The sequence below is a fragment of the Gluconobacter sp. DsW_058 genome, assembly GCF_002153615.1.
GTDB classification, from domain to species: Bacteria; Pseudomonadota; Alphaproteobacteria; order Acetobacterales; family Acetobacteraceae; genus Gluconobacter; species Gluconobacter cerinus.
The window spans coordinates 299615-315582 of the sequence record NZ_JOPH01000001.1; the positions used below are offsets into that span (position 1 = coordinate 299615).

The following is a 15968-nucleotide window of genomic DNA, read 5'->3' on the forward strand; positions in this document are numbered from 1 at the left end:
ATGGCACGTGTTAAGCGGGGCGTAACGACGCACGCCCGTCACAAGAAAGTTCTCGATCTCGCCAAGGGTTACCGCGGCCGTTCGTCTACGAACTACCGTATTGCTCTCGAGCGCGTTGAGAAGGCGCTGCGCTATGCGTATCGCGACCGTCGCAACAAGAAGCGTGATTTCCGCGCTCTGTGGATCCAGCGTATCAACGCTGCTGTCCGCGAGCACGGTCTGACGTACAGCAAGTTCATCAATGGCCTGGACAAGGCTGGCATCGAGATTGACCGTAAGGTCCTTGCTGCTATTGCTTTCGACGACGCAGCTGCTTTCGCAGAAATCGTCAAGAAGGCACAGGCCGCTCTCGCAGCCTGAGCTATTCAGACCTGATCCCCACGCGTGGGGGCTGGTGACTGGCGGGCCGTCCTGTTATCAGGGCGGCCCGTTTTGTATTTGTACTGTAAGCGATGGGCGGTATGGCTGACGATCTCGACACGCTGAAGAATGAAACTCTTGCTGCGCTGGGCGCTGCTCAGGACCGCGCGCAATGGGATGCCGTTCGCGTTGGAACACTGGGGAAGTCCGGTGCCCTGACCGGGCTCCTGAAGCAGCTTGGCAAACTTGATCCCGAAGAGCGCAAACTGCGCGGACAGGCCTTGAACCGCCTGCGGGACGAATTGACCAAGGTGATCGAAGATCGCGGTCGGGAAATTGAAGAAGAAGCGCTGCAGGAACGCCTGAAAGCCGAACGGGTAGATATCACGATGCCTGCCCCTTCTGTGGTGACAGGCGCCATTCATCCGATCAGCCGTACCATTGAAGAAATGACAGCCATCTTTGGCTCTATGGGTTTTTCCGTCGCGGAAGGGCCCGATGTTGAAAGCCAGTGGCATAATTTCTCGGCACTCAATACGCCGGACCATCATCCGGCCCGGACTGAACACGACACTTTCTATCTGCCGCCCAAGTCAGGCACTAACGAGCCGCGCGTTCTGCGGACCCAGACGTCTGGCGTGCAGATCCGGACGATGCTGGGGCAGAAACCGCCCATCCGCATCATTGCTCCTGGTCGCACCTATCGTGCCGATCATGACGCGACCCATTCCCCGATGTTCCATCAGTGCGAAGGGCTGGTCATTGACCGCAATATTACTCTCGGGCACCTCAAAGGCTGCCTGATCGAGTTCCTGCGCGTCTATTTCGACAAGCCTAATTTGCCTGTGCGTTTCCGTGCGTCTTATTTCCCGTTTACCGAGCCCTCCATGGAAGTGGATATCGGCTGGTCAAAAGCCACAGGCGAGATTGGCGGTGGGTCCGACTGGCTGGAAGTTCTCGGGTCCGGCATGGTGCATCCGCGCGTTCTGGCAAATTGCGGCCTCGATCCGGCCGAATGGCAGGGCTTTGCGTTCGGTATGGGCGTCGAGCGTCTGGCCATGCTCAAGAACGGTATTCCGGATCTTCGGTCCTTCTATGAGAGCGACCTCCGCTGGCTCCGCCACTATGGTTTTTCCGCTTTTTCTCCCGCAACGCTGACGGAGGGCGTGTGACATGAAGTTCTCTCTCTCCTGGCTGCGTGAACATCTTGATTTTACAGCATCTTGCGAAGAGATCTGTGCCCGTCTGAACGGCATCGGTCTTGAAGTTGAGAGCGTTGAAAACCCAGCCGAGAAGCTGGCAGGTTTTAGAACGGCCAAAATTCTGGAAGCACATCGCCATCCGGATGCGGACCGTCTTCAGCTTTGCCGCGTCGCTGCTGGTGCGGGTTTTGAAGATTTGCAGGTCGTGTGCGGTGCACCGAATGCACGTGCTGGCCTCCATGTGATTTTTGCGCCCCCGGGGACGTATGTTCCGGGGCTGGATATCACCATCAAGAAGGGCAAAATCCGCGGCGAGGAAAGCGGCGGTATGCTGTGTTCCCTGCGTGAGCTGGGTCTTGGGGAGGAGAGCAACGGTATTGCCGAACTGCCAGAAACGGCTCCGATCGGCGAGGCCTATGCGACTTACGCCGAGCTTGATGACCCGGTCATTGAAATCGCGATTACGCCGAACCGCGGCGATGCGTTGAGCATTCGCGGGATTGCGCGTGATCTTGCGGCAGCTGGCATCGGTCATCTCAAGCCATGGCTGACGGAAGCTGTTGAGGGTGATTTCGAGCCCGCCGTCAGCTGGAAGATCGCGCATCCGGATTGCTCTTATGCTGTGGGCCGCGTCATTCGTGGTGTGAAGAATGGCCCTAGCCCAGACTGGCTACAGCGCCGCCTGAAGGCTGTGGGGCTTAAGCCGATCTCCAAACTGGTTGACGTCACGAACTACTTCACGTTTGATCTCGGTCGTCCGCTTCATGTTTTTGATGTTGCGAAATTTTCTGGAAATACGCTGACCGTCACGCATGCCGCACGGGAGACCTTTACGGCTCTGGATGGCAACGAATACGTCCTTGGCACGGACGATATGGTGATCGTGGATGATGCCGGTGTGCAGTCGCTTGCAGGTATCATGGGTGGTCAGCAGAGCGGTGTGGATGAGAATACGACGGACGTATTTGTTGAATCCGCGTTGTTCGATGCTGTTCGTATTGCGCTGACGGGCCGTCGTCTGGCGATCCACACAGATGCGCGTCAGCGTTTTGAGCGTGGTGTTGATCCGGCACTGGTGCGAACTGGGCTCGAAGCAGCCACCATCATGATCCGTGACCTTTGCGGTGGCGAGCCAAGCGAAATTACGGAAGCTGGCGACCTGCCCAACTGGAAACGAACGGCTACGCTGCGTTTTGAGCGCCTGGAAACGCTGGGTGGTATTAATATCCCTGCGGATGATGCTGTGCGTTCTCTGGAGCATCTGGGCTTCGAGGTTGTTGAGCGGAAAGACGATCACGCGACCTTCGCAGTTCCGTCCTGGCGGAATGACGTTGCATCCGGTCAGGTTCTGGCTCAGGCCGTGACACTTGATGAGGACGTCGCGGCAAAGGCAGCAGCGAATGTTCCGCGCATGGAAGCAGAATGTGACCTCATAGAGGAAGTGCTGCGTCTTTATGGGCTGGATGCAGTGCCGGCTGTGCCACTCCCTCAGTTGGCCATGGTCGCGGCTCCGGCAGTCACGCCTCTTCAGGCGCGTGCAGCGCTAATGCGCCGTATCTGTGCAGCACGTGGGATGATGGAAACGGTTGGTTTCTCCTTCGTCGCTCATGAAGACGCGGTTCTGTTCGGCGACGTGCCCGAAACGCAACGTCTGCTAAACCCTATCGCTATGGATCTTGATCAGCTGCGCCCGACGCCGCTTGTCAATCTGGCGCGTGCACTCGGCCGTAATCTGGCGCGTGGTCTGGGGCTTTCTGGCGAAGGTGCATTGTTTGAAATCGGTCCATGTTTTGATTTTGAAGGTCAGCACCTGCGTGTTGCCGGCTTGCGAGGCGGATTGACGGCTCGTGAACCCGGTCAGGCTGCGCAGGAAGCAACGCTCTGGGATGCTAAGGCGGATCTGACGGCCGCGCTGACGGCGCTAGGCGTTCCGGAAGCTTCTTTGTCTGTCACGGCAGATGCTCCGGGCTTTTATCACCCGGGTCGCTCAGGTCAGGTACGGCAGGGGCCTAAACTGGTTCTGGGTAGCTTTGGTGAACTGCATCCTCGCACGGCACGCGCGCTTGGTCTGACTGGGACTGTCGTGGCGTTCGAGCTGTACCTGGATCGCATTCCGCAGCCTAAGGCTAAAAAGAAGACGCCTCCTGCGCTCTCAGCGCTGCAGCCAGTGCGTCGTGACTTCGCGTTCCTTGCTGGGCCGGATGTTGAAGCACAGGCTGTTCTCAAGGCCGTTCGTATGGCCGACCGGAACCTGATTCAGGATGTTCGCCTCTTTGACGTCTTTGAAGGTGGTAGCCTGCCGGAAGGGCATCGTTCTCTCGGTGTTGAGGTTGTCCTGCAGCCGCAGACCGAAAGTCTGACGGATGTAGGCCTTGAAGCGCTTTCCAAATCGGTGGAAGCTGCGGTTCTCAAGGCAACAGGAGCTACGTTGCGCCGATGAACTCTCTTCCAGAATCCGAACTGGCGCATCAGCCGGGCAATAGGGCCTTCCAGCCGGGGGCTCCCACGCCCCAGCATGGGCGCGTGATTTGGATTCTGGCGGGGGAAGCCAGTGGAGACGTGATTGGTGCACGTCTCATGCTGGCGCTTCATGCGCAGGACCCGACGCTGGTGTTTGCCGGAGTCGGGGGTGGCCGCATGGAAGCCCTTGGGCTGCATAGCCTGTTCCCGATGAGTGATTTGGCTGTCATGGGGCTTGTGGAAGTCTTGCCGAGGGTCAGGCATTTGCGGCAGCGGCTTCTGGAAGCTGTTCAGGATATCGAGCTTCGTAAGCCTGATCTGGTTGTCACAATAGACAGCCCAGGTTTCGCACTTCGACTTCTTCAGAAAATTGAAAATTCCGGCTTCAAGCGGGTCCATTACGTTGCACCGCAGGTCTGGGCCTGGCGCGAAAATCGCGTCAAGGAATTCCCTGGGCTCTGGGATCGGTTGCTCTGCCTTTTACCGTTTGAGCCGGAATGGTTTGCGCAGAGAGGGTTGGAAGCGCGGTTCGTCGGTCATCCGGTGTTGCAGTCGGGTGTAAGACAGGGAAACGCTGCACGCTTTCGGACGCGGCATAATATTCCTGAAACGGCACCCGTCCTGATTTTGATGCCAGGAAGCCGGCGCTCTGAAGTTCCGAAGCTGTTGCCAGTTTTTCGCAAGATGCTGGACATTCTGCGCAAGAAGCATCCGGACATCTGCCCGGTGATACCGGTTGCTCCGGTCATTGCGCCGACCGTGCGCAACCTTATTCGCAAATGGCCCGTGCAGCCGCATATCGTGACCGATATTCATGATAAGCACGACGCGTTTGCAGCGGCTCAGTGCGCTTTGACAAAGTCGGGGACGTCCACGCTTGAGCTTGCCATGGGCAATGTGCCGATGGTGGTGACGTATCGGGTAAATCCGCTAACGGCGATGATGGCGCGTCGGATGATCAAGGTGCCATACGTGGCAATGGTCAATCTTCTGGCCGGGCGTGAAGTCGTGCCGGAAATGTTGCAGGAGAACTGCACGCCTGAAAAGCTGGCGGATATGGTTTCAAAGCTGCTTGATGATCCGGCAGCAGCAAAGAAGCAGCAGATGGCATTTGAAGAGGTGCTGGAAAAGCTCTCTCCCGCTGTGGGTACGCCTGCGGATGCAGCTGCTGCGGAAATTATGGATCTTCTGGACGAGCCGGTGTCTCGCTCGTCCAAGAAGAAAAAAATCAGCGAATAAAACCGACCAGGCGTTCTGCTTCCTGCACGATCGGCTCGGAAATTTCACGGGCCCGGTCGGCGCCTGCGCGCAGGACTGAGATGATGTGGTCTTCGTTCTGCATCAGGCGGGCTGTCTCGGTGGCAACTGGCCCAAGTTTTTCCACGAGCAGGTCAGCCAGAGCGTTTTTGAACGGACCAAAGCCCTGTCCACCGAAACGCGCCAGAACGTCAGACATCGTTTCGTCTGACATCACCGCGTAAATAGCTACCAGATTGCGGGCTTCCGCCCGGTCTCCCAGCCCCTCAACGTCGCTTGGCAGCGCGTCGGAATCCGTTTTTGCACGACGAATTTTTAGAGCGATTTCGTCCGGGGTATCTGTCAGGACAATGCGGCTTTGTTCGGAGGGGTCCGACTTGGACATTTTCTTCGTGCCGTCGCGCAGGCTCATCACGCGGGCTGCTGCTGGCGGGATGAACGCTTCGATCTGGGGGAAGAACTCCGTACCCATGTCATGGTTGAACTTCTGGGCGATGTCATTGGCCAGCTCAATATGCTGCTTCTGATCGTCACCGACGGGGACGCGGGTAGCGTGGAACGCCAGAATGTCCGCAGCCATGAGGTTCGGATAGACATAGAGGCCCGCTGAGTGGTTCTCGCGGTTCTTGCCAGCCTTGTCTTTGAACTGTGTCATCCGGTTCAACCAGCCCAGGCGGGACACACAATTGAAAATCCATCCCAGTCGCGCGTGGGCGCTGACAGCGGATTGGTTGTAGAGGCGTGTCGGTTCGATACCGGTTGCCAGAAGGCAGGCTGCTGAGCCCAGCGTCTGACGACGCAGGTCTTCCGGATTCCAGGGCATCGTGATCGAGTGCATGTCCACGAGGCAGAAGACACAATCATGGTCTGCCTGCATGGCCGCCCAGTTGCGGAGTGCACCCAGGTAGTTACCCAGATGAGGAATGCCAGTTGGCTGAATGCCGGAAAATACGCGCTGCATGATGGATCTGTCTTCAGCTTTGGGGAAAGGTCATGCTCTCAGGGAAGCGGCTGCTTCTGCTCCAGGAGCTGTCGTTCTTGGTAACTCGCTGCGGGGTCACCCTGCTGTGCACGTGCACTGGCGACCTCGGCTGGCGTGATGGTGGGGGAAGGCTTGATATTGCCGCGTGCAATCAGCCAGTTCAGAGTATCAGCAATCTGCTGGTCAGTAAGGCGATCACGATATGCGGGCATGGAATAGTTATAGCGATAGCCCTGCGTGGTGAAACGGCCACGGAGGCCATTCAGAAGAACATTCGCGAGATAGTGGCGACCCTCAGGTGTTTGGGCGATGAAATCCACTCGGCCTACGAGGGGTGGTGTTTCCCCGGGCATTCCACTTCCGCCATGGTGGCAGATACCGCAGTTGGGCCCATAAACGGCTTGGCCAGCCGGTTTCTTCCCACAGCAGGCAAGTGCGAGACAACCAAGAAAAGCGATCCGTTTCATGGGAGAGGGGACTGCTGTTCCAGTTTCTGGCGTTCAAGCAGAACTTCCTGAGGTGACAGCGGATGTTTGCGCTCTTCAGCGATCTCAGCAGCCGTGAATGTTGGGCCCCCTGCGGCCATTTCTTTTCCTCCAACAAATGTCAGGATCCGTGCAATTTCATCATCTGAAAGGCGATGGAATGATGGCATGGAACTGTTGTAAGGAGCGCCACCCGCTGTAATTGGTCCGTCAAGACCATTCAGCAGCACGTGGATAATGTAGCGATGGCCTTCCGGAGTCAGGGCAATATGCCCAACCCGCCCAAATATTGGAGCAACGGCTCGCACCTGCCCATGACCACCATGATGGCAGATACTGCACTCGTTCGAATATTCTCGAGGGGCCTGTTCACGATTTTCCCACGCATGGCCAACCACAAAGACAATTGCCATGAAAATGGCAATAAACAGGGGAAGCCGGATTGCTGGGTCTAATCTGATCACAGAAGGTTTGTCGCATTTTCATGGGGCGTTCAGCAAGGGTGGCTCTTGGCAAAACCGTCCCGATAGGGCTCATGGGCGCATCAGAAGGAGAAAGCATGAGCGGCAAGGGACGTCTGGTACTGTATGTGGGGCCAATGTTTGCAGGAAAATCCTCGCATCTGATCAAGGCTGCGTCTGCGCATGAACGCGTTCTGGCACTGAAGCCGGGATTCGATACGCGTGACGGTGCAGAACTGGTCAGTCGGGATGGCTCACATTTCGCAGCGCGTTCCGTGCGGCGCTGGCCGCCTCATTCCGAGGACTATTCACACATTGTTCTGGATGAAGTGCAGTTTATGGTCTCACCTCATTACGAGGGAGATATCGTTGCAGAGTTACAGTCTGCCCGATTGCGCGGAGCAACTGTCACGGTTGGCGGCCTGGATAGCGATTATCGTCAGGAGCCGTTTGAAATTGTATCGAGGCTCATGCAGTTCGCCGATGAAATCATTCATCTGGAAGCTCGGTGCCATGTCTGCAATCAGCCAGCCCAGTGGACTGCCAAGACACATGAGACTGGGCATCTTCTCGAAACGGGAGATCAGGAGCTTTATGAAGCGCGGTGCGATGAGCACTGGGGCCTGCCAGAGGTGCCTTGAGGCCTCTCTGGCAAAGCTGAAGTGAAGCAGCAGGACTTACTGCTGTCCGTTATTGACGCCCAGAAGCTGGAGCTTGAAGATGAGTGGGCTGTTGGGCGGAATGATGCCCATGGAGCGCTTCCCGTAGCCTAGCTTGGCCGGAAGATAGAGCATCCATTCGTCGCCAACGTGCATCATTGGCAGAGCTTCGAGCCAGCCATCAACCAAGCCATCCAGCGGCATTTCCATGTAGGCACCGCTGCCATGCTGGTCAGAGCTGTCAAAAATTCCGCCGTCTGGCAGGCGTCCTTCATAGATCACCATGATGGTGGAGCCACGATGTGGGCTTTCACCATCTTTGGGGCCGGACTTCAGAACCTTGTAGCTCAGGCCATCCGGGAGGGTTTTGACACCCGGCTCCGCCTGGACCTTCGCCATGAACTGTTCGGGCGTCAGTTCTGGCGCGTCTTCCTTGTGTCCGGCGCATCCTGCAAGGAGTGCGCCGCAAAGGGTCAAGGCTGATGTAAGGCGAAACAGGCTGGTCATGGTCCCCCGCTACTGGTTTGTACTTAGAGTGCGCCGCCGCGGCGGCCAATCTGACCACCCAGACGCAGGCGCAGGGCGTTGAGCTTGATAAAGCCCTGTGCGTCCTGCTGGTTATACGCGCCCTCGTCATCTTCAAATGTCACGACGCGGGTATCATACAGGCTGTTAGGGCTTTCGCGTCCGACGCAAACGACATTGCCCTTATAGAGTTTCATGCGGACACGGCCGTTGACGGAATGCTGGCTCGCATCAATCAGGGCCTGAAGCATCCGGCGCTCTGGCGAGAACCAGAAACCGTTATAGATCAGCTCCGCATAGCGCGGCATGATGCTGTCCTTGAGATGAGCAGCTTCGCGGTCCAGCGTGATGCTCTCGATGGAACGATGAGCGGCCAGCAGGATCGTGCCACCTGGCGTTTCGTAGATGCCGCGGGACTTCATGCCCACAAAGCGGTTTTCCACGATGTCCAGACGGCCGATGCCGTTGTCGCGGCCTAGTTCGTTCAGGCGTGTCAGCAGTGTTGCCGGGGTCATCGCAACGCCGTTGATGGCAACCGGGTCACCATTCACGAAGTCGATGCTGATTTCCGTAGCCTTGTCCGGCGCGGCTTCTGGGGAGATGGTGCGTTGGAAAACGATTTCGTCAGGCGCGACAGCCGGATCTTCGAGCAGCTTGCCTTCGGACGAGGAGTGCAGAAGGTTGGCGTCAACGGAGAACGGGGCTTCGCCACGCTTGTCCTTCGTGACAGGGATCTGGTTTTCTTCTGCAAACTCAAGCAGCTTCGTCCGGGATGTCAGTTCCCATTCGCGCCATGGGGAAATGACTTTCACGTCCGGCTTCAGGGCATAGTAGCCAAGTTCGAAACGGACCTGATCGTTGCCCTTGCCGGTTGCACCGTGGGCAACGGCATCCGCACCAACAGCTTCGGCAATTTCGATCTGGCGCTTGGCGATCAGCGGACGGGCGATGGACGTACCGAGGAGGTACTGGCCTTCATAAACCGTGTTCGCGCGGAACATCGGGAAGACGTAGTCCTTCACGAAGGTCTCGCGCAGATCCTCGACGAAGATTTCCTTCACGCCGAACATCTCGGCCTTCTTGCGGGCCGGCTCCAGCTCTTCGCCCTGACCAAGGTCAGCCGTAAAGGTCACGACCTCGCAGTTATAGGTCTTCTGGAGCCATCGAAGGATGACCGAAGTGTCCAGCCCGCCGGAATAGGCGAGAACGACTTTCTTGACGTCCTGATGGGCGCTCATAACTGCGTGGTCCTTAATGGTGTTCGTTCGGAAGGCGTTTCTAGCATCCCGCGTCCGTGAGGGAAACCGGGCGTCAGACGCTTTTGCGCTGACGCTCACTTTCGGTTTTGAGCTGTCCGCAGGCTGCAAGAATGTCCTGGCCACGTGGTGTACGGATCGGGGCTGCAAAACCTGCATCCATCACGATCTTTGCAAACTTTGCGAGCTGCTCTTTTGTGGAGGGATGGAACTCTGATCCCGGCCACGGATTGAAAGGAATAAGGTTCACTTTCGCCGGCAGGTCTTTGATCAGGCGGACCAGCTCCCTCGCATCGGCTTCGCTGTCATTCACGCCGCGCAGCATGATGTATTCGAAGGTGATGCGACGGGAATTGGACGCTGCCGGATAACGCTTGCAGGCGGCCATCAGTTCCTCGATCGGGTACTTGCGGTTCAGAGGGACAATCTGATCGCGCAGTTCGTTCGTGACCGCATGCAGGGAAATAGCGAGGCCTACGCCCAGTTCTTCACCACAGCGATCCATCATCGGCACGACGCCTGACGTGGACAGCGTGATGCGGCGCCTGGAGAGGGCAATGCCTTCTCCATCCATGACGATGCGCATGGCTTTAGCGACGTTGTCGTAGTTGTAGAGTGGCTCACCCATTCCCATCAGAACGATGGTGGAGAGAAAGCGCGGCATGTCCGCGCTTGGGCTTGGCCACTCCTTGTAGCTGTCTCGTGCCGCCATGAACTGGCCGACAATTTCTGCTGGGCCGAGGTTGCGAACGAGCTTCTGCGTCCCGGTGTGGCAGAACGTGCAGGAGAGCGTACATCCGACCTGTGAAGAGATGCAGACAGCGCCACGGTCTTCCTTACGGTCAGGAATATAAACTGTTTCAGCTTCCTGACCGTCGCGGAAGCGGAAAAGAAATTTCCGCGTTGCATCCACCGACGTCTGTTCCGTCGTTGTCGTCGGGCGGCCGACGATGAAGTGGTCTGCAAGTTTCGCCTGAAGGGGTTTGGCGATTGTGCTCATTTTCGAGAAATCGGTGGCACCCTGATGGTAGATCCAGTGCCAGATCTGTTTTGCGCGGAAAGGCTTTTCGCCAATTTCCGTCATCAGGGTTGCCAGCTCTTCGCGTGACATTCCGACCAGATCACGCCGTCCGTCTTCCAGTCGTGCTTCAGGTGGGGCGAACAGGGCGGACTTTGCGCGAATGCGTTCGCGCTCCGCCTCATTCAGATCATCTGAAGCGATGGAATTGATACGGGGGAGGGTGTCGGGATGTTTCAAAGCGGTCATGGCGGCGGAGCCATAGCACGGGGAGGGCGCAGATTTCCAAGGGAAAGTGAGGTGATGCAAGAAAGATTAGACTCTTTGTACCATTCGGTACAAAATATGGTTTCTTCTCTGGTTCTGAAAGGTACGACATGCAGACGCGTCCACCTGTGCCCCCATTCACGCGGGACACCGCTATTCAAAAAGTTCGAGCGGCTGAAGATGCCTGGAACCGTCAAGATCCGGAGACAGTTGCGCTGGCCTATACAGCCGACAGTCGTTGGCGAAACCGGGATCAGTTTGTTCACGGGCGGTCTGAAATTAAGGAATTCCTGACGAGAAAATGGGAGAAGGAGCGTGAGTATCGGCTGATTAAGGAGCTTTGGGCATTTCACGAGAACCGGATCGCCGTCCGCTTTGTTTATGAGTGGCGAGATGGGCAGGGCCAATGGTGGCGATCGCACGGGAATGAAAACTGGGGTTTTGACGAGGCAGGCCTCATGGCAGAGCGGCATGCCAGCATCAATGATATGCCAATCAAGGACGCTCAACGCCTGTTCCACTGGGAAGGCAAGGTTCGACCTGAGGGACATCCTGGACTGAGTGATTTGGGGCTATGACGGGATCAGGCGGCCGTAGCCGTACTGCTATCTTGCAAAATATCGCTGAGGTATTTCGTCAGTATGGGTACGAGGGGGCGTCTCTCAGTCGCTTCACAGCTGCGACGGGGCTGGGAAAAGGCAGCCTCTATAATTTCTTTCCGGAAGGGAAGAAGCAGATGGCTGCTGAAGTCCTGGAGCATATCCAGCAGTGGTTCGATGCTGAAATTTTTAGTCCTCTGGAAACAGAAGAAGACCCCAAGGTCGGCCTGACAGCAATGTTCGAAGGTACTGAGCAGTACTTTAGGTCAGGCCAAAGAATTTGTCTGATGGGGTTGCTGGCCCTGAGCGTAGACACATCGTTTGCTATGCAGATTAGAAACTATTTTCTGCGCTGGCAGGAAAGTCTGTCTCAGGCACTCCAGCGGCAGGGGCGCTTGAAAAGCGACGCTGTTGATCTGTCTGAGGAAATTGTCAGTGGCATTCAGGGAGCATTGGTGTTGGCCCATGCTCGAGGCGACGCAGATGTTTTCAAACGTCGGCTCGTGTCGTTCAAGTTGCGTCTGGATCTTCCAGCGGACCATTACGACGAGCGGCAATGAGAAACTCCCGATTGCCTTCGGGGCCAGTAATGGGGCTGGCTTCAACGCCCATAACTTCCCATCCTGGAATGGCCGAAAGCCAGTCATGGATTTCGGCACAGACGCGTTCGTGAACGGCGGGGTCCCGTACCACGCCCTTTGCGCCGACTTCGTTTCGCCCGGCTTCAAATTGCGGTTTGATCAGAGCGATAGCCCAGGCATCCGGGGTTGTTAGCTTAAGCGCGGCGGCCAGTACGGTCTTAAGGCTGATAAAGCTGGCGTCGCAAACGACGATGCCTGCGCGTTCAGGAATCTGTTCCGCTGTGAGCGCGCGCGCGTTCGTCTTTTCCATGACGACGACGCGTTCATCAGAGCGGATTTTCCAAGCAAGCTGACCATGCCCGACATCAACGGCATAAACTTTCGTTGCGCCGTGCGTGAGAAGGACATCCGTAAATCCGCCCGTTGAGGCGCCGACATCAATGGCAATACGGCCTTTGGGGTCCAGCGCGAAATGCTCGATGCCGTGAATGAGTTTCAGACCGCCGCGAGACACCCAGGGATGGTCCTGCCCTTTGAGGGACAGGGGGGCATCCTCTGGAAGCTGGTCCCCAGCCTTGGCGATGCGCCGATCCCCCGTATAGGCAAGACCTGCCATAATGAGGGACTGGGCACGAGTTCGGCTGTCAACCAGTCCCCGATCAACGAGGAGCTGGTCTGCGCGGCGTTTGGCCATGACTCAGGCAGACTGCTGGACGACTTCGACGCCCAGTGCAGATGCTGCCGTGCGAACGATATGCGGAGCTGTCAGGCCAGCTTCGTCATACTGAACGTCAGGGGCATTATGATCGATGTACCTGTCCGGGAGAGCCAGCGGACGGAATTTCACCGTATCCAGCAGACCGGTTTCTGCAAGGTGCTGCACAACCAGGCTGCTGAAGCCGCCAATCGCACCTTCTTCAAGGGTGATGAGAACTTCATGCTGGCTGACCAGATCATCAACGAGCTTCGTATCGATCGGCTTGGCGAAGCGGGCATCTGCTACCGTGACCGGAACGCCCTGAGCGGCTAGCTGGTCCGCTGCGCGCAAAGATTCGTGCAGACGTGTACCTAGCGACAGGATGGCGACACCTGCGCGGGCGCCAGGTGCCTGACGCGCTTCGCGAACGATGCGACCCTTGCCGATTTCCTGCACTTCGCCCTTTTCCGGAAGGTCGAGGCCGATGCCGCTGCCACGGGGGTAACGGAAAGCAATTGGGCCAGCGTCGTATTCGCAAGCCGTTGCCGTAGCATGCAGCAGCTCGATTTCGTCCGACGGTGCCATCACGACCATGTTTGGCAGGCAGCACAGATAGTTCAGGTCGAAAGACCCGGCATGCGTCGCGCCATCAGCACCGACCAGGCCAGCGCGGTCGATGGCGAAGCGGACTGGTAGGTTCTGCAAGGCAACGTCATGCACGACCTGATCATAGGCGCGCTGAAGGAACGTGGAGTAAATGGCGCAGAATGGACGCAGACCTTCGGACGCAATACCTGCAGCAAAAGTGACGGCGTGCTGTTCGGCAATACCCACGTCAAAGAAGCGGTCCGGATAGGCCTTGGCGAAAGCTGTAAGACCGGTGCCGGAAGGCATGGCTGCCGTGATGGTAACGAGCTTGTCGTCTGTCTTTGCGCGACGCAGGAGTTCGCGGCTGAAAATCGACGTGTAGCTCGGCGGTCCAGCTGGAGCCTTCTTCTGCTCGCCTGTCACGACATTGAATTTGCTGACAGCGTGATATTTGTCGCCAGCAGCTTCGGCGGGTTTATAGCCGCGGCCTTTTTCCGTGATGATGTGGAGCAGGATCGGGCCTTGATCGTCCGCGTCACGCAGGTTGCGAAGAATGGGGACGAGCTGGTTCATGTCATGGCCGTCAACCGGGCCGACATAGTAGAAACCCAGCTCTTCAAACAGCGTGCCACCTGTGATCATGCCACGGGCATATTCTTCAGCGCGCTTGGCCGTCCGCTCGATCTTGCCGGGCAGGCGCTTGGCAACCTTGCCAGCCAAGTCACGCAGACCGAAGAACTGGCGCGAAGACATCAGGCGGGACAGGTAGTTCGACATCGAACCCACCGGTGGTGCGATCGACATTTCATTGTCGTTCAGCACCACGATCAGGCGGTTCGCGCCCGGACCTGCAACAGCGGCGTTGTTCATGGCTTCGTAGGCCATGCCAGCGGAGATAGAGCCGTCACCAATGACCGCAATCACGTTGCGCTCATGGTAGCTCGGATCTTCTTCCGCGCGCAGGTGATGGGCCACAGCCATGCCAAGACCGGCAGAAATGGATGTGGACGAATGAGCGGCACCGAACGGGTCGTATTCGCTTTCTGCACGGCGGGTGAAGCCAGAGAGGCCTTCCGGCTGACGCAGGGTGCGAATGCGATCGCGACGGCCTGTCAGGATCTTGTGCGGGTAAGCCTGATGGCCAACATCCCAGATGATACGGTCATCCGGCGTGTTGAATACGGCGTGTAGCGCAACGGTCAGTTCGACGACGCCAAGAGAGGCGCCAAGGTGACCGCCGGTTGTGGAAACGGCGTCAACCGTTTCGGAGCGCAGTTCGTCGGCAAGCTGCTTGAGCTGATCGACGGAAAGATTCCGCATATCTGACGGCAGGGTCACGCGGTCCAGAACTGGATAGCGGCCGTATGTAGGAATCGTGGAAGACGGGTTGCTCATGAAATCAGTTCCTGCGCTCGACGACGTAGTCTGCAAGAGCCCTGAGGGCCGCGGCCTGTGCGCCGAAAGATGAAAGGGCCTCCCGGGCCTGATCGCTCAGGCGGCGGGCCTCGGCGCGGGCTCCGTCAATGCCAAGCAGGGAGACATAAGTGGATTTGCCGCTGGCTTCGTCCTTGCCAGCGGTTTTGCCGAGTTCCTCGGCGCTTGCGGTCGTGTCCAGAACATCGTCTGCCACCTGAAAGGCTGTTCCAAGATTCTGGCCGTAAGCGACGATGGCGTCCCGGCGATCATCCGTCACACCTGCCAGAATCGCTCCTGATTCGGCGGCATAGCGGATCAGGGCGCCCGTTTTCAGGGCATGCAGGCGACGAACTTCATCCAGAGGGAGGGCACGGCCTTCCCCCCGGATATCGATGACCTGACCACCAACCATTCCCGCTGCGCCTGAGGCACGAGCCAAGGCGAGTGCGAGGTTGGAGCGGATGGTGGCGTCGGAAGACGTTTCATCCTCAAGAAGAATCTCGAAAGCCCGCGTCTGAAGAGCGTCGCCGGCAAGAATGGCAATGGCCTCGTCAAACTGACGGTGCGTGGAGGGACGCCCACGGCGGAGATCATCGTCATCCATGGACGGAAGATCATCATGCACAAGAGAATATGCGTGAAGCAGTTCGACTGACGCCGCAACGCGCAGCGCAGCCTTGCGGTCTGCACCAAATAGAGACGCAACTTCTACGGCCAGAAAGCCACGAAGACGCTTTCCGCCACCGAGGGCAGCGTAGCGCATGGCTTCAAGAAGAATGGATTCGTCACCCGGCACCATCGGGAGCAGGGCGTCGATTGTCGCTTCGATGTCCGTGCAGGCGTGGGCGAGAGCCTCCTTGAGGGAGGTGGACGTGGTGGCACTCATCGGCCGGTCTCTCCGGTATCGGCAAGAGGCTCCGTGCCTGTGCTGCCGTCATCGTTCTGGACAATGGCGCGCACACGCATCTCGGCCTCTCCCAGCTTTGCATCGCAGTGCTTGCGTAGGGCGGCACCGCGTTCATAGGCAGAAATGGCGTCTTCAAGCTTCATCTGTCCGCCTTCAAGGCCACGGACGATCCGCTCCAGCTCGGAGAGGGCATCTTCGAAAGACATGGCATCAATGGGTTCGGGCATGGAAAGCCTCAAGACACGCTT

General features: G+C 57.7%; 17 protein-coding genes. 7 read left to right on the forward strand and 10 right to left on the reverse strand.

What is annotated here, in order from left to right; all coding sequences use genetic code 11:
• The 4 genes from rplT (at position 1) to lpxB (ending at position 5261) form a co-directional block, all read left to right on the forward strand.
• Positions 1 to 360 (forward strand): 50S ribosomal protein L20, encoded by a 360-nt coding sequence (gene rplT, locus HK24_RS01510; RefSeq protein ID WP_007282845.1) that lies wholly within the window; start codon positions 1 to 3, stop codon positions 358 to 360.
• 101 nt (positions 361 to 461) lie between these two features.
• On the forward strand, positions 462 to 1532 hold the full coding sequence (gene pheS, locus HK24_RS01515; RefSeq protein ID WP_086633056.1) for a phenylalanine--tRNA ligase subunit alpha: 1071 nt from the start codon (positions 462 to 464) through the stop codon (positions 1530 to 1532).
• A 1-nt stretch (position 1533) separates the two neighbouring features.
• The gene (gene pheT / locus HK24_RS01520; protein WP_086633018.1) at positions 1534 to 4002 is read left to right on the forward strand and encodes a phenylalanine--tRNA ligase subunit beta; all 2469 of its coding nucleotides are present in this window, start codon (positions 1534 to 1536) and stop codon (positions 4000 to 4002) included.
• Positions 3999 to 5261 (forward strand): lipid-A-disaccharide synthase, encoded by a 1263-nt coding sequence (gene lpxB / locus HK24_RS01525; protein ID WP_086633019.1) that lies wholly within the window; start codon positions 3999 to 4001, stop codon positions 5259 to 5261. The genes pheT and lpxB overlap by 4 nt, the downstream gene beginning before the upstream one ends.
• Here the strand turns inward: lpxB and trpS are convergent.
• Genes trpS through HK24_RS01540 form a run of 3 tightly spaced genes read right to left on the reverse strand, consistent with a single transcriptional unit; the run spans position 5251 to position 7210 of the window.
• Positions 5251 to 6240: a tryptophan--tRNA ligase gene (gene trpS / locus HK24_RS01530; protein WP_086633020.1), complete on the reverse strand. Its 990-nt coding sequence runs from the start codon at positions 6238 to 6240 to the stop codon at positions 5251 to 5253. The genes lpxB and trpS overlap by 11 nt on opposite strands.
• Before the next feature lie 38 nt (positions 6241 to 6278).
• Entirely contained in the window at positions 6279 to 6728 is a 450-nt protein-coding gene (locus HK24_RS01535; protein ID WP_086633021.1) for a cytochrome c, read from the reverse strand.
• The gene (locus tag HK24_RS01540; RefSeq protein WP_086633022.1) at positions 6725 to 7210 is read right to left on the reverse strand and encodes a cytochrome c; all 486 of its coding nucleotides are present in this window, start codon (positions 7208 to 7210) and stop codon (positions 6725 to 6727) included. The genes HK24_RS01535 and HK24_RS01540 overlap by 4 nt, the downstream gene beginning before the upstream one ends.
• A gap of 95 nt (positions 7211 to 7305) precedes the next feature.
• Between HK24_RS01540 and HK24_RS01545 the strand changes: the two genes are divergently transcribed.
• Positions 7306 to 7848 carry a thymidine kinase gene (locus HK24_RS01545; protein ID WP_086633023.1) on the forward strand — a complete coding sequence of 181 codons (543 nt, stop codon included), beginning with the start codon at positions 7306 to 7308 and terminating at the stop codon, positions 7846 to 7848.
• Positions 7849 to 7884: 36 nt separating this feature from the next.
• Here the strand turns inward: HK24_RS01545 and HK24_RS01550 are convergent, their stop codons facing one another.
• From HK24_RS01550 to rlmN, 3 genes are all read right to left on the reverse strand, one after another.
• On the reverse strand, positions 7885 to 8373 hold the full coding sequence (locus tag HK24_RS01550; RefSeq protein WP_086633024.1) for an FKBP-type peptidyl-prolyl cis-trans isomerase: 489 nt from the start codon (positions 8371 to 8373) through the stop codon (positions 7885 to 7887).
• Positions 8374 to 8396: 23 nt separating this feature from the next.
• On the reverse strand, positions 8397 to 9629 hold the full coding sequence (locus tag HK24_RS01555; RefSeq protein WP_046901287.1) for an argininosuccinate synthase: 1233 nt from the start codon (positions 9627 to 9629) through the stop codon (positions 8397 to 8399).
• A gap of 73 nt (positions 9630 to 9702) precedes the next feature.
• Complete coding sequence (gene rlmN, locus HK24_RS01560) at positions 9703 to 10914, reverse strand: 23S rRNA (adenine(2503)-C(2))-methyltransferase RlmN (RefSeq protein ID WP_086633025.1); 1212 nt, start codon at positions 10912 to 10914, stop codon at positions 9703 to 9705.
• Positions 10915 to 11042: 128 nt separating this feature from the next.
• Between rlmN and HK24_RS01565 the strand changes: the two genes are divergently transcribed.
• Both HK24_RS01565 and HK24_RS01570 read left to right on the forward strand, forming a co-directional pair.
• The gene (locus tag HK24_RS01565; RefSeq protein WP_086633026.1) at positions 11043 to 11510 is read left to right on the forward strand and encodes a nuclear transport factor 2 family protein; all 468 of its coding nucleotides are present in this window, start codon (positions 11043 to 11045) and stop codon (positions 11508 to 11510) included.
• The gene (locus tag HK24_RS01570) at positions 11507 to 12091 is read left to right on the forward strand and encodes a TetR/AcrR family transcriptional regulator (protein WP_086633027.1); all 585 of its coding nucleotides are present in this window, start codon (positions 11507 to 11509) and stop codon (positions 12089 to 12091) included. The genes HK24_RS01565 and HK24_RS01570 overlap by 4 nt, the downstream gene beginning before the upstream one ends.
• On the opposite strand, the gene HK24_RS01575 is transcribed toward HK24_RS01570, so the two are convergent.
• Genes HK24_RS01575 through HK24_RS01590 form a run of 4 tightly spaced genes read right to left on the reverse strand, consistent with a single transcriptional unit; the run spans position 12042 to position 15947 of the window.
• Positions 12042 to 12806 carry a TlyA family RNA methyltransferase gene (locus HK24_RS01575; RefSeq protein ID WP_086633028.1) on the reverse strand — a complete coding sequence of 255 codons (765 nt, stop codon included), beginning with the start codon at positions 12804 to 12806 and terminating at the stop codon, positions 12042 to 12044. The genes HK24_RS01570 and HK24_RS01575 overlap by 50 nt on opposite strands.
• Before the next feature lie 3 nt (positions 12807 to 12809).
• The gene (gene dxs, locus HK24_RS01580; RefSeq protein ID WP_064274978.1) at positions 12810 to 14792 is read right to left on the reverse strand and encodes a 1-deoxy-D-xylulose-5-phosphate synthase; all 1983 of its coding nucleotides are present in this window, start codon (positions 14790 to 14792) and stop codon (positions 12810 to 12812) included.
• 4 nt (positions 14793 to 14796) lie between these two features.
• On the reverse strand, positions 14797 to 15699 hold the full coding sequence (locus HK24_RS01585; RefSeq protein WP_086633029.1) for a polyprenyl synthetase family protein: 903 nt from the start codon (positions 15697 to 15699) through the stop codon (positions 14797 to 14799).
• The gene (locus tag HK24_RS01590) at positions 15696 to 15947 is read right to left on the reverse strand and encodes an exodeoxyribonuclease VII small subunit (RefSeq protein WP_046901294.1); all 252 of its coding nucleotides are present in this window, start codon (positions 15945 to 15947) and stop codon (positions 15696 to 15698) included. Before HK24_RS01590 ends, HK24_RS01585 begins: the two co-directional genes overlap by 4 nt.
• Positions 15948 to 15968: the final 21 nt, after the last annotated feature.

Coding starts and splice junctions, on each gene's coding strand:
- trpS (WP_086633020.1), bottom strand. CDS start 6,240: ATGCAGCGCGTATTTTCCGGCATTCAGCCAACTGGCATTCCTCATCTG.
- rplT (WP_007282845.1), top strand. CDS start 1: ATGGCACGTGTTAAGCGGGGCGTAACGACGCACGCCCGTCACAAGAAA.
- HK24_RS01545 (WP_086633023.1), top strand. CDS start 7,306: ATGAGCGGCAAGGGACGTCTGGTACTGTATGTGGGGCCAATGTTTGCA.
- HK24_RS01590 (WP_046901294.1), bottom strand. CDS start 15,947: ATGCCCGAACCCATTGATGCCATGTCTTTCGAAGATGCCCTCTCCGAG.
- HK24_RS01585 (WP_086633029.1), bottom strand. CDS start 15,699: ATGAGTGCCACCACGTCCACCTCCCTCAAGGAGGCTCTCGCCCACGCC.
- HK24_RS01565 (WP_086633026.1), top strand. CDS start 11,043: ATGCAGACGCGTCCACCTGTGCCCCCATTCACGCGGGACACCGCTATT.
- dxs (WP_064274978.1), bottom strand. CDS start 14,792: ATGAGCAACCCGTCTTCCACGATTCCTACATACGGCCGCTATCCAGTT.
- HK24_RS01555 (WP_046901287.1), bottom strand. CDS start 9,629: ATGAGCGCCCATCAGGACGTCAAGAAAGTCGTTCTCGCCTATTCCGGC.
- lpxB (WP_086633019.1), top strand. CDS start 3,999: ATGAACTCTCTTCCAGAATCCGAACTGGCGCATCAGCCGGGCAATAGG.
- HK24_RS01535 (WP_086633021.1), bottom strand. CDS start 6,728: ATGAAACGGATCGCTTTTCTTGGTTGTCTCGCACTTGCCTGCTGTGGG.
- pheT (WP_086633018.1), top strand. CDS start 1,534: ATGAAGTTCTCTCTCTCCTGGCTGCGTGAACATCTTGATTTTACAGCA.
- rlmN (WP_086633025.1), bottom strand. CDS start 10,914: ATGACCGCTTTGAAACATCCCGACACCCTCCCCCGTATCAATTCCATC.
- HK24_RS01570 (WP_086633027.1), top strand. CDS start 11,507: ATGACGGGATCAGGCGGCCGTAGCCGTACTGCTATCTTGCAAAATATC.
- pheS (WP_086633056.1), top strand. CDS start 462: ATGGCTGACGATCTCGACACGCTGAAGAATGAAACTCTTGCTGCGCTG.
- HK24_RS01575 (WP_086633028.1), bottom strand. CDS start 12,806: ATGGCCAAACGCCGCGCAGACCAGCTCCTCGTTGATCGGGGACTGGTT.
- HK24_RS01550 (WP_086633024.1), bottom strand. CDS start 8,373: ATGACCAGCCTGTTTCGCCTTACATCAGCCTTGACCCTTTGCGGCGCA.